Genomic DNA, 15,098 nt, shown 5'->3' with positions numbered 1-15,098 from the left:
ACATCATAAAATAGCTCAACTCTGAGCTATTTTTTATTTGAGAAACACAGAATGACTCAACATACTTGTCCATGTAGAAAAGGCAGCTATGCAGAATGTTGTGAGCCTTTACATTTAGGCATAGCAAAAGCCCTAACAGCAGAGCAGCTTATGCGTTCACGTTATAGTGCTTTTGCATTACAGCAAATTGATTATATTGTTAAAACGACCGCTTTAGGTCAGCAACCTGCGCTTGATAAAGAGGCTATTGCAGACTGGAGTAAACAAAATCAATGGTTGGGTTTAGAGGTCGTAAACGCCAAAGAAAAGCTAGATAAAACCCATGCACAGGTTGAATTCAAGGCACATTATCATGATGGACAAAAAGCTCAGGTTCACCATGAAATTTCACATTTTGTATATCAACAACAACAATGGTTTTTTCTTGATCCGACTGTAGAGATGCATGTCACGATGAAACAACCTTGTATATGCGGCTCCGGAAAAAAATTTAAGCAATGCTGTGCACAATTCATATAACTTTACCTTAAAATACGCCCACCGTTTGGCCTGAGGGAAAGGGCAATGTTACTCACCGTTATTTATATTATTGCGATTACTGCCGAAGCCATGACAGGGGCATTGTCTGCGGGGCGACGGAGTATGGACTGGTTCGGTGTCGTACTGATTGCCTGTGTGACTGCTTTAGGAGGTGGTTCTGTACGTGATGTACTTCTCGGACACTATCCTTTAACTTGGGTAAAACATCCTGAATATTTGGTTCTGACTTGTTGTGCTGCATTTGTCACAATCATTATTGCCAAATGGATGCGTCATTTACATAACATCTTTTTGGTACTCGATGCCTTAGGCCTAATTGGATTTACCATTATTGGTTGTCAGATTGCCTTACAAATGGGACATGGTTTTGTCGTATCGGCAGTCGCAGGGGTGTTAACTGGAGTTTCTGGCGGTATTTTACGTGACATTTTATGTAACGATGTTCCGTTCGTTTTCCGTCGTGAACTTTATGCGAGTATTTCTTTTGTGGCAGTCATCTGTTACTGGATATGTCAGGATTTAGGATTCAGTTTAGAGTTAACTGTTATTTCAACCTTAATTTTCGGTTTTACCCTGCGTTTGCTTGCGATCTATTTCGGCTTAGAAATGCCTAAGTTTATTTATAAAGATGATGATGCAGAATCGGCTTCTTCAACCGATGAACATTAATTATGCAGAATGCTATGTGAGCATGCTATAACAATTAACTATATTGTCTTGCTCACTTATTTTTTCCAGTAGAGTTTTCTTATGGATCTGGTTTCACGTATACAAAATCTTCCAATTGGCAAATTTCACTACACGCTTTTATGGGTAGTGGGTTTAGGTTGGATGTTTGATGCGATGGACACAGGGATCATTGCTTTTATCATGACAACTTTAGTCAAGGACTGGGCATTAACTCCAGCTGAAAGTGGTTGGATTGTGAGCATTGGCTTTGTAGGAATGGCTATTGGAGCCGTTTGCTCGGGCGCTTTAGCAGACCGTTTTGGTCGAAAGACAATATTTGCCTCTACCATGGCAATTTATAGCATCGCTACCGCTTTATGTGCTTTTGCTCCAGATTTAAAGTGGTTATTAATTTTTCGTTTTGTTGTTGGCGTTGGACTTGGCGGACAGTTACCTGTTGCGGTAACACTGGTTAGTGAATATATACCTTCACATGTACGCGGTCGTTTTATTGTGCTCCTTGAAAGTTTTTGGGGTTTAGGCTGGTTAGTTGCTGCATTAATTTCTTATTTTATTATTCCTAAATTTGGCTGGCATATTGCATTTCTGATGGGCGGCCTCCCATTGATTTATATTTTAGTGATTTGGAAAAAACTTCCTGAATCTATACCTTACCTGATTAACCGTGGTCGTATTGAAGAAGCACATACTTTAGTTCAAAAATTAGAAGCTCAGGCAGGTGTTCAAATTATTCATCATATTGAAGTTGTGCCTGTAGCCATACAACAAAAGGTTTCTTTTAAACAACTTTGGAGTGGTCCTTTTGCTCGTCGTAGTTTAATGCTGTGGCTTATCTGGTTTGGAATTGTGTATTCCTACTACGGCATTTTCACTTGGTTACCAAGTTTATTAGTGAAACAAGGCTATGACATTGTTAAATCTTTTGAATATGTACTTTTAATGATTTTGGCACAGCTACCGGGGTACTTGGCAGCGGCATGGTTTGTTGAACGATTGGGTAGAAAAATTACACTGGCTTCTTTTATTGGTTTTTGTGCATTGTCTGCATATTTCTTTGGACAGGCCGACAGCGTAAACAGCATTATGTTTTGGGGCTGCCTCATGTCATTTTTTAATTTAGGGGCATGGGGAGTTTTATATACCTATACGCCAGAACAATATCCAGCCAATATTCGGGCTTTCGGTTCGGGCTGGGCATCGGCAATGGGGCGTTTAGGGGGGATTTTGGCACCGATAGTCGTTACACATATGATGGTGGCTAAGAATGGATTTAGTCATGTCTTTATGATGTTTACCGTCGTTTTACTTTTGGTCGCAGCTGTAATTTTAATATTAGGTGAAGAAACTCAAGGGAAAAGACTAGAGTCGATAGGCCTCTAGTTTTGCCTAACTTTATAGCAAATAACTAAAAATATAGAGAGATGAGACATAATTTGACGCTCAGGTGACAGACTCCCTCTTGTGTCTGTAACATAGCCCACTTAGCATAAGACTCATTTAAAATAACGACTGATTTGGAAGATAAGCTGACTATGACCAGCCTTGCGCATCAAGCGACAGAAAACCGCTCTGTAGCCGAATTTACTGAACAGGCTTACCTGAATTATGCCATGTACGTCATCATGGACCGTGCATTGCCGCATATCAGTGATGGTTTAAAGCCTGTACAGCGCCGTATTGTCTTTGCCATGAGCGAATTAGGCTTGAAAAATAGTGGTAAGCCAAAAAAATCAGCGCGTACAGTAGGTGATGTACTCGGTAAATATCATCCTCATGGCGACTCGGCATGTTATGAAGCGATGGTATTAATGGCTCAGCCGTTTAGTTATCGTTATCCTTTAATTGAAGGACAAGGTAACTGGGGTTCACCTGATGACCCTAAATCCTTTGCTGCAATGCGTTATACCGAAGCCAAACTTTCGGCTTATAGTGAGTTATTGCTTGGTGAATTAGGCCAAGGTACAAGTGAATGGCAAGATAACTTTGATGGTTCATTAAAAGAACCTATTACATTGCCAGCACGTGTGCCTAATATTCTACTCAACGGCACAACAGGTATTGCTGTCGGGATGGCAACCGATATTCCGCCGCATAACTTACGTGAGGTGATTAAGGGAACAATTGCCTTAATTCGTAACCCACAAACTTCAGATGAAAAATTGGCCGAATATATTCCAGCGCCAGATTTGCCAACAAAAGCTGAAATTATTACTCCGCCTGAAGAGTTACTCAAGATTCAGACTACTGGTCGTGGTAGTTACCGCATGCGAGCGGTATATGCCGTTGAAAAAAATGAAATCGTAATTACTGAATTGCCTTATCAAGTATCCGGCTCTAAGGTCATTACTCAAATTGCCGATCAAATGCAGGCCAAGAAGCTACCATTGGTGGTGGATATACGTGATGAGTCAGATCATGAGAACCCAACACGGTTAGTGATAGTACTTCGTTCTAATCGTATTGATGCTGAAGCGGTGATGAGTCACTTATTTGCGACCACAGATTTAGAATCAAGCTATCGTGTTAATTTAAACATGATTGGGGAAGATGGTCGCCCTCAGGTTAAATCAATTCGCCGTATTTTGCTCGAATGGATTGAAATCCGTAAAAAAACGGTGACTCGCCGTTTAGAGTATCATTTAAATCGAATTGAAAAACGCCTCCATATTTTGGAAGGCCTTTTAATTGCTTATCTTGATATAGATACCGTCATTCGTATTATTCGTGAAGAAGATCAGCCCAAACCTGTGTTGATGGAGCACTTCAAGATTGATGAAGTGCAGGCAGAAGCAATTTTAGAACTGAAGTTACGTCATTTAGCAAAACTTGAAGAGATGGAAATCCGTCAAGAGCAGGACGAACTTGCAGCAAAAGCAGCGATTATTCGTGAGCAATTGGAAAATCCTGAATCTTTAAAAAACCTGATTATCGGTGAATTAAAAGAAGACGCTAAAAAGTTTGGTGATGAACGTCGTTCTCCAATTGTAGCGCGATCTGAAGCTGTGCAGATTAAAGAACAAGACTTAGTACCGGCAGAAACAGTCACAGTCGTTTTATCTGAAGCAGGTTGGATTCGTGCCGCGAAAGGGGCGGATGTCGATGCAGAAAACTTAAACTACCGTGCTGGTGACCAATATTTAAGTCATGCAGTAGGTAAGACTAACCAACGGATTTATTTCCTTGATGAAACTGGACGTAGTTATGCTTTACCAATAAGTAGCTTGCCATCAGCAAGAGGCTTGGGTGAGCCATTAAGTTCAAAATTGGCACCTGCAAGTGGTGTGTCTTTTATTCAGGTTTATCTAGAAGATGAAGAAGCTGAACTTATTGCGGCCAGTTCATCAGGTTATGGTTTTAAAACTCAAACCAAACAATTAGATACCAATGCCAAAGCAGGTAAAAACTTTTTATCGGTACCTGAAAAATCAAAAGCTTTACCCTTAATTCCTACCCAAAACATGTCACATTTAGCCGTGCTCAGCTCAGCAGGACGCCTGTTAATTATTGATTTAGCAGAACTGCCGAACTTAAATAAGGGTAAAGGTAATAAGTTGATACAACTTGAAGCGAAAGAGCAAATTTTATCCATGACAACCCTGAACTTAGATGAAATAATTCAGGTGGTTGCAGGTCAACAACATTTAAAATTAAAAGGTGATGATCTACAAAAATACATGGGTAAACGTGCATCAAAAGGTCAGCTCTTACCACGTGGATATCAAAAAGCAAATAAACTGTTGATTCAGAGATAAAGCTAGCGTCGGGCAACATAAATACGCTATATATGGCAACATGTTCAAGCAATGAACTGAACTTGTTGGTATTGAATAATGATTAAAAGGGCAGCAATTTGGAGTACGTATTTTGTACTCCATACAAAAATTGACAGGGTGAAATTGTCAAAATTTCTGTCTCATAATCGTGTTCGAAAGTGTCATGAATGTGCCAATAAGTTTTAAATATGTTCTGGCACCAAGAAGCTAAAGAATAGCTGGGGCATTGAATAACAGTTATTACTAAGGATTACGAATCGGAGATAATGGCATTATGGAAAAAATTTGGTTTGCAGAATACCAAAAAACAGGGATTCCAGAAACAGTAGCATTGCCTGCGGAAAATACCTCACTTGTTGATATTTTTGAGAGTAATTTCCAAAAATTTGGTTCTCGTGATGCCTTTATCTTCATGGATAAAGCGATGTCATTTAACGAGTTAGAACTTGCAAGCCGTAAGTTCGCGACCTATTTGCAAAATTTGGGGTTAGCAAAAGGCACTCGTGTTGCAGTAATGATGCCAAATGTATTGCAGTATCCTGTGGTGGCATTGGCAGTTCTACGTGCGGGCTTGGTTTTAGTGAACGTCAATCCGCTTTATACGGCGCGTGAACTTGAGCATCAGTTAAATGACTCAGGCGCGGAAGTACTCGTGATTATCGAAAACTTTGCCAGTGTTTACCAAAGCATTTTAGGTAAAACGCCAGTGAAGCATGTTGTAGTTGCGTCAGTAGGAGATATGCTCGGTACACTCAAAGGTACTTTGGTGAACTTTGTATTACGTAAAGTACGTAAGCAAATTCCAGCTTGGAATATTCCGGGCCACGTTAAATTTAATTCAGCATTAAATAAAGAAAATTCGAGCAATTATAAGCGTCCGACTTTAACTTTAAGTGATACTGCTGTACTTCAATATACTGGGGGTACAACGGGTGTTTCAAAAGGTGCAGAGCTTACTCATCGTAATCTTGTAGCAAACTTACTTCAGTGTGATGGTATTTTCCAAAGTAAATTTGGAGCAAACGATGGCGCTAAAGGCGATCGTATTGTTTGTGCATTGCCGCTTTATCATATTTTTGCGTTCATGGTTTGTGCGATGTACGGTATGTATAAAGGTCAGGCAAATATCTTGATTCCGAACCCTCGTGATTTGCCAGCAGTAATTAATGAGTTACGTAAATATCAGCCATCTTTCTTCCCGGCTGTAAATACATTATTTAATGCATTGGTAAATAATGAAGAGTTCAGACAACTTGACCATAGCAAGTTAAAAATGGCGATGGGCGGTGGTATGGCAGTTTTACCTTCTACAGCAGAAGCTTGGAAGAAAATTACTGGCACCACCATTATTGAAGGCTATGGTTTGTCTGAAACTTCACCAGTAGCAACGGCCAACCCACCTGCTTCTACTGAGTTTAGTGGCACCATTGGTATTCCGTTACCTTTAACAGAAGTAACTATTTTAGATGATGACGGTAAAGAAGTTGCTTTAGGTGAGCAAGGCGAAATCTCGATTCGTGGACCTCAAGTGATGAAAGGCTACTGGAACCGTGCAGATGAGACAGCTAAAGTCATGACAGCAGATGGTTTCTTCCGTACGGGCGATATTGGTGTTATGGATAGCCGTGGATATACAAAAATTGTAGATCGTAAAAAAGATATGATTTTGGTTTCTGGCTTTAACGTTTACCCAAGTGAAATCGAAGAAGTTATTGCTAAACATCCAAAAGTATTGGAAGTTGCAGCAATTGGTGTCCCAGATGAAAAATCAGGTGAAGTGCCAAAACTCTTTATTGTGAAAAAAGATCAAAGCTTAACGACTGAAGAAGTTTTGAGCTTCGCTAAAGAGAACTTGACAGGCTATAAACGTCCTCGTTACGTTGAGTTTATGGATGAATTACCAAAATCAAATGTAGGCAAAATTTTACGTAAAGACTTACGTAAACCAGCCTAATCAATTAATAAAAAAAGCGCCTTAGGGCGCTTTTTTATTTTATATTTTATGACTTTTTATAAACCAGCGGTCTATATAAGGGCGTCCAATTCCGACCATCCCCACAAAAACCAGCATTGTGCCCAGTTGCAGGCGTAGGTGAGTTAAATCAAGCTGACCATAACTTAAATAATTATCTGCTAAGCAATATATCGTAATCACAATGAGCCAGTGCCACAAAGGAAATCGTTTAATGCCAACAGCAATAAAGGTAATTGTTAAGATAACAAAGGTGCCAAGTGTAGATTGCCAATTTAGATTTGCACAAATCACACTCAATAAAAAAGCGACAATAGGGAGTACGATCTTTAATATGCGATCTATCTGAAGTTGATTCTGTTTTTGCTTATCCAAGACTTCAAACAATTCTTTTTGATCAGGTTGTTGCATACATGGCCCTATTCATCAGTGTTGACAAGTGATTGCATAAAATTTCAGGTAAAAACGCAATGTTATGATAGCATGATCAACAGTATTTTCAGTGATGGATGGCACTATGCAGGGCATCAGCGGCATTATCTATATTATTTTAGTGGTATGTTTACTGCCATACGCATTTACCGCAATTGCAAAAATTACAGGTGGTTTTCAGCCTGCCGATAATCAAAACCCGAGAGCTTTTTTTGCCAAAACAACTGGTCTGGCTGCTCGCGCTAATGCCGTACAACAAAATAGTTTTGAAAGCCTACCTTTATTCTTAACGGCTATTTTAATGGCTGAATATATGGTCGTTCCAGAATATTTTATTCTGAGATTAGGTTGGGCATATATTATTTTAAGAGTCATTTATGGGATCTGCTATTTAAGTAACTGGGCAACTTTACGCTCGATTGTCTGGTTCTTATCTATATTGTGCCCAATCTTCTTATTGGTGGTCACGATTAAACTGACTTGAGTGTCATTCTGTTATCATTCATATCAACTTTCGCGTGTGCGCATTGTATAATCGGCATCATTTTGATGATATCCACGCTATAATCGAGTGGATTTTACATCTGACTTCATAACGAAAGAGTATTGATATGAGTTACAGCGATATCCCTGCAGGTAAAGATGCCCCAAATGACATCTATGTCATCATTGAAATTCCTGCAAATGCAGCACCAATTAAATATGAAATCGACAAAGATTCTGATGCATTGTTTGTAGACCGTTTCATGGGTACAGCAATGTTCTATCCAGCGAACTATGGTTATGTTCCAAATACTTTGTCTGAAGATGGCGACCCGTTAGACGTACTTGTTGTAACTCCACATCCTGTTGCTGCTGGTTCTGTAATTCGTTGCCGCCCAGTGGGCAAATTAAAAATGGAAGATGACGGTGGTATCGATGCGAAATTAATCGCTGTTCCACACGAAAAATTGTCTCCACTTTACAAAGATGTGAAGGAATATACAGATCTTCCTCCATTGTTGATTAGCCAAATTGAGCATTTCTTCAGTCACTATAAAGATTTAGAACCAGGTAAGTGGGTAAAAATCAGTGGTTGGGAAGGTGCTGATGTTGCTAAAGCTGAAGTACTAAAAGCAATTGAAGCTGCTAAATAAGCTTTAATTGATAAGGCTCAGAATGCCTTAATTGATATTCTGAGCTTAATAAAAAAACCTACATCTGTTGCCAGACGTAGGTTTTTTTATGCTCGATAGATCTATGAATTAGAATAATTTCACAGGAATATCAAGGAATAAACGCCATTCATTGGTATCACCGATGTACGCATTAGATTGGTAAGCATCACTTGCACGGTAGTAAGAGTTACGAATACGAAGGCTCGCATCTTTAGCGAAACCACTTTGAACTGTGTATTTCACTTGGTTAAAGAATTCGCGTTCTTCAGCATCATCAGTTAAACCTTTAACTTTGATGTCCCAACCGTATACAAATGCAGTTGTCCAGTTTAGACCAGGTAATACGCCTAACTTACCAAAATCAAGACTGTATTGGATTTGTGCAGATTTTTCATCGTTGCCGATGAAGTCAGACATATAAGAGTTTGGTAAATAAATACTTTGGAAACCATCAGCATTTTGGCCGTAATCATAACCTACGTTACCACTGTTCTGTTGATAGGCAACCATTACATTATGTGGGCCAGTGTTGTACGCTGTAGAAATTGCCCAAATATTGTTTTTACGGTTAGACTTGTCATCAGTAGTTTCTGAATATGTGATAGCATTTTCATCAAACTTAGTATGATAACCACTGAAATCATAAGTTAATGAACTGTCATTAGCCAGAGGCTGTTTAAAGTTCACATTCACATAATGACGTTCAAGAGCATTTTTGCTGTCTAAACCGTAGTAAGATGCATTTAAATTGTCATCGAATTTATATTTAGCACCCCAAACAATGGCGCGATCAAGCCCATTACCATTTACATCCGCATCGGTATTGATTTGATCAGACATTTGGTCTTTAGTAAATTTACCAGCAACCAATTCAAGGTTCTTGATTTCATGGCTGGTTAATAAAGTACCTGTAAAATATTCAGGAACCATACGTCCAGTATTACTTGCAAGAACAGGCAAATCGAGTACTTGAGTACCATAACGTACTGTTGTATTCGAGAAACGTGCTTTAACGCTACCACCACCACGAGCCCAGTGATCATAAGCTGAGCCATCGTTATGTAATGGAATCATTTGGTTTCCGGCATTTTTATTTTCACCGATTTTAAATGAACCATCACCAACAACGCCAACACCGAAGCCAACAATACCAGGGGTAAAACCGGAATCGATACTTACAATTGCTGACTGAGCAAATGAGCTAGTATCTTTCGCGCCCTGTTTTTTGTCACGACTGATATAACCTGTACGGAAGAGAATAGAACCGTTCGCATCTTCAACAAATCCTTTTGCCTCACTTTGCTCGCTTGCCTGAGCTGAGGAAATTATTGCCGCAGAAATGAGAACTGCTAATGTAAGTTTTTGTGCTTTTAGCATATTTAAAGAACCTCATAAAAACGATAAATCCTGTGCCTTGTTATTGTTCAGGGCCTAGGATTTCCATCAATTGTATAAGTAATCTATAAAAAAGATATATTTTTGTTGATTTTATTTTATATATGCTATGCAGAAATTGATTAATGTGTTACTGATTGTTTGCTAAATTTACTATTAACATTTTATACTTAATGTATTGTTTAAAATAAAAAAAGTAATTTATTTTTTAGTGGATTTTTACCATTTATTTTATATTCAAAGCTCAAAAAATAGTTGATTCTTGTGTTTATTTTTTGATCTTTTTTGGTGGATATGTTTACTTTTTAATCTCATTTTAAGTTGCTTTTTTCGACGATTTATTTTGAATACTTTCTAAAGTGTTACTATATAACATTATTTTAAAGTCTGATGTACAAAAATAGATCACTATAATAAGCCCATGGAATTTAATTGGGTTGATCAAAATTAGTGCGATATTTTGCATAAATTTTGTGCATTACTCTTTTTGCTCATATTGTTGCTTAAAAAAGACCCAAAATAGTTCATAATTTTTAAAACAGAAAAAATAAAGAAATTTAATTAAAAGAAATGCCCATTCACAGATCATTAAAAGCCAGCTTTAAGAAATTTACGTAATTTTTATATCTCTTATTTAAGTTTAAATAGAAATTTTACATTGAGTAAATAGATACTGCTGATGTCGCTAATTTATTTCCGACAAGGTGTTTTCTTATATTGCTCTTTTTTAACTGGATAGAAGTATTGTTTTATAATATTGTTTTTTATAAATATATTTTTATAAAAACTAAATGGAAATTTTATTGTAGAGATATTTTGATTTCAATATTGATGATGTTTAGAGAGCGGAAATATGAACTTGGCACAGCAATTGCTAAAGCTAAAGTAACACAATGTGTTTTATATACATAAATCGTGCATTCATTATGGGGGAGATCAAAATGATGAAATTTGCACTTAAGACCTTAGGTCTTGGTATTTTCGCAGCTGGTTCAACCATGGCTATGGCTGAAGAAGCACCATCTTTTTATGGTATCACAGCAACAGGTAGTGTAGCGGCAACTACAGACTACCGCTTCCGCGGTGTTACACAATCATCAAATAACCCAGCTATTCAAGGTGGTTTTACTTTTTCTCATAAGTCAGGTGCCTATGTCGCGCTATGGGGTTCAAGCGTTGACTTTAATACACCAGGTGTTTCAACTGAAACCGATATCTCTTTAGGTTATACCAATACATTAAAACTGTCTGATACGCTTGCACCAACTTATGATGTAGGTGTAATTCATTATGGCTATATTGGTTCTGACTCAAAATTTACTAACCCATATAATGGGGATACTGGTTTTGACTTTACCGAGTTTTATGGAAAATTAACTTTTGCTGATTCTTTATTTAAAGGTGATGCACTTAGTGTGGGCGTAAGCTACTCAGATGATTATTGGGGTCACTCTGATGAGTTCTGGTATTTTAACGTAGGTTATTCAGCACCAATTGCAGATACAGGCTTCACAGGACTTGCTTCAGTTGGCTATAACAAACTAAAAAATAAAGACTCTTTACTTGTAGTTGCGGGTGGACCAGGTGAAGACGATAGCTATATCGATTATAAAGTTGGCGTAAACTATAATATCTTGGGTATTGTTGCTGAACTAGATGTTGTGGGTACAGACATTAGCACTTCTGGTATGTCCGATGCTGGTAAAAAACCTTATGACACAGGCTTAGTGTTTAGTTTAACTAAAACATTCTAAGTTTTGTTGTAAAAAAAGCGGGTGAGTAAACCCGCTTTTTTATTAGTTTTCTATTTCAGAAAGTAGCTGTTTTAACTGGGTAAGCTCAATATCCGCAGCTTTAGACAGTGGCTTGCGTGGTAAGCCCGCAGAGACACCTTTTAGTTCTAAACCAGCTTTAATCATTTTAGGTAAACCACCATTTACAATAAAGCGTAGTAGAGGAAGTTGCTGATAAAATAACTTTTGGGCCTGTTCCAATTCACCATTTTTTATATATTCAATGAGCTGTTGAGGTCGTTGACCTAACAGGTTCGGTGCTGCCGTACACCAACCGCTTGCTCCTGCACATAAAGCTTCTAAAGCTAGAGGATTACAACCGTTATAAAACGGTAGTTCACCTTTTGAAAGCTCATAAATTTTATGCATACGCTGAATATCACCGCTACTTTCTTTCACCATCGTAATATTTGGAATCTGATTAAACATACGCACGATTAACTCTGGGGACATATCAACACCACTGGTTGCAGGGTTGTTATACACCATAATTGGTAGAGTCGTCGCTTTAGCAATCGCTTGGTAATACTCAAAAATCTCTTGATCTGTTAGTTTCCAGTACGATACAGGAATGATCATCAGTGCATCTGCACCATAGCTTTGCGCGATTTGGGCCTTTTTGATTGCTTGATCTGTTGTGAGTTCAGAAATCCCAATAATGACAGGCAAACGTTTATTGATGCTTTCAATTGAAGTTTTAGCCACTAAGCACCATTCATCCCATTCAAGATAAGCGCTTTCACCAGTACTGCCTAAAGGTGCGATGGCATCACAGCCATTTTCGATAAGTAAATCGAGCATCTGCTTTAAAACTGCAATGTTAATGGTGTTGTCATTAGAAAATGGGGTGACAGGGTAGCCAATAATACCGTTTAGTTTCATGGTAGAAGTCTCTTTTTAAATGCAGTCGGAATGTTTTTTCAAAGCTTTACGTGCGTAATAAGCAAAGTTCACTTTGTTACGTTTGTCGGTAGATACCCAGTCATGAGCTTCTGTGGCCAAATCGTGAGGGATAGGCTGAATTTGTCCGGCAGACATCGCTAGCAGTTGCAGTTGAGCTGCACGCTCAATTAAAAGAGCCAAGTTGCATGCTTCTTCGATGGTTTTACCTGTGACCAATTGGCCATGGTTAGACAATAAAACAGCACGGTTTTTACCCAGAGCAGAAGAAATCAAAATGCCTTCTTCGTTACCTATAGGAACACCTGGCCAATGACCTACAAACGAGCAGTCTTCGTAGAGTGCGCAAACATCCATTTGGGAAATCATGAGTGGAATCTGTAGCATGGAGAGTGCTGCTACATGGGTAGGATGCGTGTGGATAATGCAGTTCACTTCTGGGTGTTCTTTATAAATCCACGTATGAAAACGGTTGGCTGGGTTTGCCATTCCTCCTTGATTGATTGGTTCTAAATCTTGATTAACCTCAAGCAAGTTTGAGGCAGTAATTTCATCAAAGCCTAAACCAAAACGTTGAGTAATAAAGGAATCTTCGTTTTCACCACGACATGTAATTTGGCCCGCTAAACCAACATCATGGCCATGATCAAATAAAATACGACAAGTGAGTGCAAGCTTTTGGCGATCAGTTAAATCTGAATCGCTAATCCACTTTTGCATGTCTTGCTGTGCATGTTGCATCAGATCTTGTTTGTTTACAGAAGCAGTCTTCATCTCTTCTCCAGTCCAGTTGACCAAATTAAGTAGGTGAAGGCAGAATAGAAAACAACTGGGTGAATCAATACATCCAGTTTTTACAAATTATATGGTCCAGATGGGGCGAATATGCTAAGACCTTGGCAAATACATTTCCGTATCGATGAAAGAGAAGAAAAAACAGTTTTTTTAAAACTGACCAACTTGATTAGTCAGGAGATTTTAAGTGGTCGCTTGGTGCAAGGGACTATGTTGCCCGGGTCTCGTAGCTTGTCAAAAGAATTGGGAATTAATAGAAAAACAGTACAAGCAGTCTATGAAGAATTAGAGGCGCAAGGCTGGCTTGTGACTCGTCCTCGAAAAGGCACATTTGTGGCAGATATTTTGCCGGAAAAGCAGCTCAAAATAGAGCCCGTAAATGAGCGAAAAGTTGATGATAAGCCAATTATTCAAGAAGTTGCTTTATATCCACACAACGATGGTGTGCCTGACCCAAGGCTTATTCCGTATGAGTTATTTTCGAGAGCATATCGGCATGCATTAATTAAAATCACCCAAAACCAGTACATGGGTTATGGAAACCCCCAAGGTATGATTGAGTTAAGACAAGCCTTGCAAAAAATGTTGTCGATGGAACGTTTTATGAGTGTTGCCGAAGATAAGATTTGTATTGTACGTGGCAGTCAGATGGGAATTTTTCTTGCATCCCGTGCATTGCCAAATCGGCAGGAAGTGATTGTAGTTGAAGAGCTGTATTATCCCTCTGCTTTTAAAGCGTTTGAGTCAAATGGGTTTCAGGTCGTTTCTGTCAAATTAGATGAACAGGGTATTGTCATTGAAGATCTGGAACAGATTTTACAAGAACACTCAGTTGCTGCCATTTATACAACTCCGCATCATCAATATCCTACAACAGTCACGATGCCAATGAGTCGCCGTCTTCAGCTCTTAGAACTTTCAAAAAAATGGGGTTTTTATGTTATTGAAGACGACTATGACCACGAATTCCACTATGACAGTCGGCCTATGCCACCCTTAGCGAGTTTGCCTCATTCTGAGCTAGTCATTCATGTTGGCTCATTATCTAAGGTCTTTGCACCCGGTATTCGCTTGGGATACATCGTGGCATCTGCATCAGTTATTCAATCCATTACCGAAGATATTTTATTGATCGATCGACAAGGTAATAATATTACGGAACTTGCTTTAGCAGATTTAATGCAGCGCGGTGAAATCAAACGACATATTCGTAAAATGAAAAAAATATATCAGTTACGCCGTGACCATGCCTTAACTGAATTTAGCAGAGTTTTTTCAGGTGATGTCCAGATTCAACCTCCAGCAGGTGGAATGGCTTTATGGGTGAAATTCCAGAAATCTTTTACTAAAGAGCAAGCCTTAAAATTAGACGAACTCAACATGGATACAGAGCATAAGTTTAGACGGGATGATTCTTCTAATCGTTGTATTCGCTTTGGCTTTGCAGCTTTATCCGAGCAAGAAATCACTTCTTTAATCGAGAAGTTAAATGAGGTTCTTAATAAAAGAACAACGGACTCATAATCCTTTGTTCTAATCTTAGTACTGATTATCTCTGATAAGACAGCGCTGTTGTAAGATGAGAGATTTGAATTACATCACTTTGAGCCAAATCGGCAATGATCTGCACTAATTGTAAAACACGATGAAA

Annotated in this window: 13 protein-coding genes and 1 pseudogene; 9 read left to right on the top strand and 5 right to left on the bottom strand. The window is 38.6% G+C overall.

All coding sequences use genetic code 11. The features are described 5' to 3' along the window. Positions 1–51 precede the first annotated feature (51 nt). The 5 genes from MSG66_RS11355 (at position 52) to MSG66_RS11335 (ending at position 6,957) form a co-directional block, all read left to right on the top strand. Positions 52–519 (top strand): YchJ family protein, encoded by a 468-nt coding sequence (locus MSG66_RS11355; RefSeq protein WP_324654174.1) that lies wholly within the window; start codon positions 52–54, stop codon positions 517–519. Positions 520–564: 45 nt separating this feature from the next. Next, positions 565–1,209, top strand: coding sequence for a trimeric intracellular cation channel family protein (locus MSG66_RS11350; protein WP_324654173.1), 645 nt, complete (start codon positions 565–567; stop codon positions 1,207–1,209). Between the two features lie 81 nt (positions 1,210–1,290). Beyond that, entirely contained in the window at positions 1,291–2,610 is a 1,320-nt protein-coding gene (locus MSG66_RS11345; protein WP_324654172.1) for an MFS transporter, read from the top strand. Positions 2,611–2,762: 152 nt separating this feature from the next. Further along, entirely contained in the window at positions 2,763–4,982 is a 2,220-nt protein-coding gene (parC, locus tag MSG66_RS11340; protein WP_324654171.1) for a DNA topoisomerase IV subunit A, read from the top strand. Positions 4,983–5,277: 295 nt separating this feature from the next. Further along, entirely contained in the window at positions 5,278–6,957 is a 1,680-nt protein-coding gene (locus MSG66_RS11335) for a long-chain-fatty-acid--CoA ligase (RefSeq protein WP_324654170.1), read from the top strand. Positions 6,958–6,996: 39 nt separating this feature from the next. Here MSG66_RS11335 and MSG66_RS11330 read toward each other — a convergent pair whose 3' ends face one another. Continuing rightward, positions 6,997–7,386, bottom strand: coding sequence for a hypothetical protein (locus MSG66_RS11330; RefSeq protein ID WP_324654169.1), 390 nt, complete (start codon positions 7,384–7,386; stop codon positions 6,997–6,999). A gap of 106 nt (positions 7,387–7,492) precedes the next feature. Between MSG66_RS11330 and MSG66_RS11325 the strand changes: the two genes are divergently transcribed. Continuing rightward, on the top strand, positions 7,493–7,891 hold the full coding sequence (locus MSG66_RS11325; protein ID WP_202743734.1) for an MAPEG family protein: 399 nt from the start codon (positions 7,493–7,495) through the stop codon (positions 7,889–7,891). A gap of 127 nt (positions 7,892–8,018) precedes the next feature. Beyond that, entirely contained in the window at positions 8,019–8,543 is a 525-nt protein-coding gene (gene ppa, locus MSG66_RS11320) for an inorganic diphosphatase (RefSeq protein ID WP_004640620.1), read from the top strand. Between the two features lie 108 nt (positions 8,544–8,651). Here ppa and MSG66_RS11315 read toward each other — a convergent pair whose 3' ends face one another. After that, on the bottom strand, positions 8,652–9,941 hold the full coding sequence (locus MSG66_RS11315) for an OprD family outer membrane porin (RefSeq protein WP_324654168.1): 1,290 nt from the start codon (positions 9,939–9,941) through the stop codon (positions 8,652–8,654). A 959-nt stretch (positions 9,942–10,900) separates the two neighbouring features. On the opposite strand from MSG66_RS11315, the gene MSG66_RS11310 reads away from it, so the two are divergent. Continuing rightward, positions 10,901–11,713 carry a TorF family putative porin gene (locus MSG66_RS11310; RefSeq protein WP_197730948.1) on the top strand — a complete coding sequence of 271 codons (813 nt, stop codon included), beginning with the start codon at positions 10,901–10,903 and terminating at the stop codon, positions 11,711–11,713. Between the two features lie 42 nt (positions 11,714–11,755). On the opposite strand, the gene MSG66_RS11305 is transcribed toward MSG66_RS11310, so the two are convergent. Both MSG66_RS11305 and MSG66_RS11300 read right to left on the bottom strand, forming a co-directional pair. Beyond that, the gene (locus MSG66_RS11305; RefSeq protein ID WP_202743736.1) at positions 11,756–12,634 is read right to left on the bottom strand and encodes a dihydrodipicolinate synthase family protein; all 879 of its coding nucleotides are present in this window, start codon (positions 12,632–12,634) and stop codon (positions 11,756–11,758) included. A 15-nt stretch (positions 12,635–12,649) separates the two neighbouring features. Further along, a complete protein-coding gene (locus MSG66_RS11300) occupies positions 12,650–13,426 on the bottom strand; it encodes an aldolase (protein ID WP_324654167.1) in 777 nt (258 codons plus the stop codon). A gap of 111 nt (positions 13,427–13,537) precedes the next feature. On the opposite strand from MSG66_RS11300, the gene MSG66_RS11295 reads away from it, so the two are divergent. Further along, positions 13,538–14,971 carry a PLP-dependent aminotransferase family protein gene (locus MSG66_RS11295; protein ID WP_202743738.1) on the top strand — a complete coding sequence of 478 codons (1,434 nt, stop codon included), beginning with the start codon at positions 13,538–13,540 and terminating at the stop codon, positions 14,969–14,971. Positions 14,972–14,996: 25 nt separating this feature from the next. Here the strand turns inward: MSG66_RS11295 and MSG66_RS11290 are convergent. Further along, a pseudogene (locus MSG66_RS11290) lies at positions 14,997–15,086 on the bottom strand (hypothetical protein); the annotation flags it as partial. Positions 15,087–15,098 lie beyond the last annotated feature (12 nt).

The organism is Acinetobacter sp. IK31 (assembly GCF_035615195.1).
GTDB lineage: Bacteria > Pseudomonadota > Gammaproteobacteria > Pseudomonadales > Moraxellaceae > Acinetobacter > Acinetobacter calcoaceticus_C.
This window is presented reverse-complemented; position numbering and strand designations above follow the sequence as displayed.

What these genes read in the sequence shown, in the direction of transcription:
- parC (WP_324654171.1), top strand. Translation starts at nt 2,763, where the DNA reads ATGACCAGCCTTGCGCATCAAGCGACAGAAAACCGCTCTGTAGCCGAA.
- ppa (WP_004640620.1), top strand. Translation starts at nt 8,019, where the DNA reads ATGAGTTACAGCGATATCCCTGCAGGTAAAGATGCCCCAAATGACATC.
- MSG66_RS11355 (WP_324654174.1), top strand. Translation starts at nt 52, where the DNA reads ATGACTCAACATACTTGTCCATGTAGAAAAGGCAGCTATGCAGAATGT.
- MSG66_RS11295 (WP_202743738.1), top strand. Translation starts at nt 13,538, where the DNA reads ATGCTAAGACCTTGGCAAATACATTTCCGTATCGATGAAAGAGAAGAA.
- MSG66_RS11345 (WP_324654172.1), top strand. Translation starts at nt 1,291, where the DNA reads ATGGATCTGGTTTCACGTATACAAAATCTTCCAATTGGCAAATTTCAC.
- MSG66_RS11330 (WP_324654169.1), bottom strand. Translation starts at nt 7,386, where the DNA reads ATGCAACAACCTGATCAAAAAGAATTGTTTGAAGTCTTGGATAAGCAA.
- MSG66_RS11350 (WP_324654173.1), top strand. Translation starts at nt 565, where the DNA reads ATGTTACTCACCGTTATTTATATTATTGCGATTACTGCCGAAGCCATG.
- MSG66_RS11300 (WP_324654167.1), bottom strand. Translation starts at nt 13,426, where the DNA reads ATGAAGACTGCTTCTGTAAACAAACAAGATCTGATGCAACATGCACAG.
- MSG66_RS11325 (WP_202743734.1), top strand. Translation starts at nt 7,493, where the DNA reads ATGCAGGGCATCAGCGGCATTATCTATATTATTTTAGTGGTATGTTTA.
- MSG66_RS11315 (WP_324654168.1), bottom strand. Translation starts at nt 9,941, where the DNA reads ATGCTAAAAGCACAAAAACTTACATTAGCAGTTCTCATTTCTGCGGCA.
- MSG66_RS11335 (WP_324654170.1), top strand. Translation starts at nt 5,278, where the DNA reads ATGGAAAAAATTTGGTTTGCAGAATACCAAAAAACAGGGATTCCAGAA.
- MSG66_RS11305 (WP_202743736.1), bottom strand. Translation starts at nt 12,634, where the DNA reads ATGAAACTAAACGGTATTATTGGCTACCCTGTCACCCCATTTTCTAAT.
- MSG66_RS11310 (WP_197730948.1), top strand. Translation starts at nt 10,901, where the DNA reads ATGATGAAATTTGCACTTAAGACCTTAGGTCTTGGTATTTTCGCAGCT.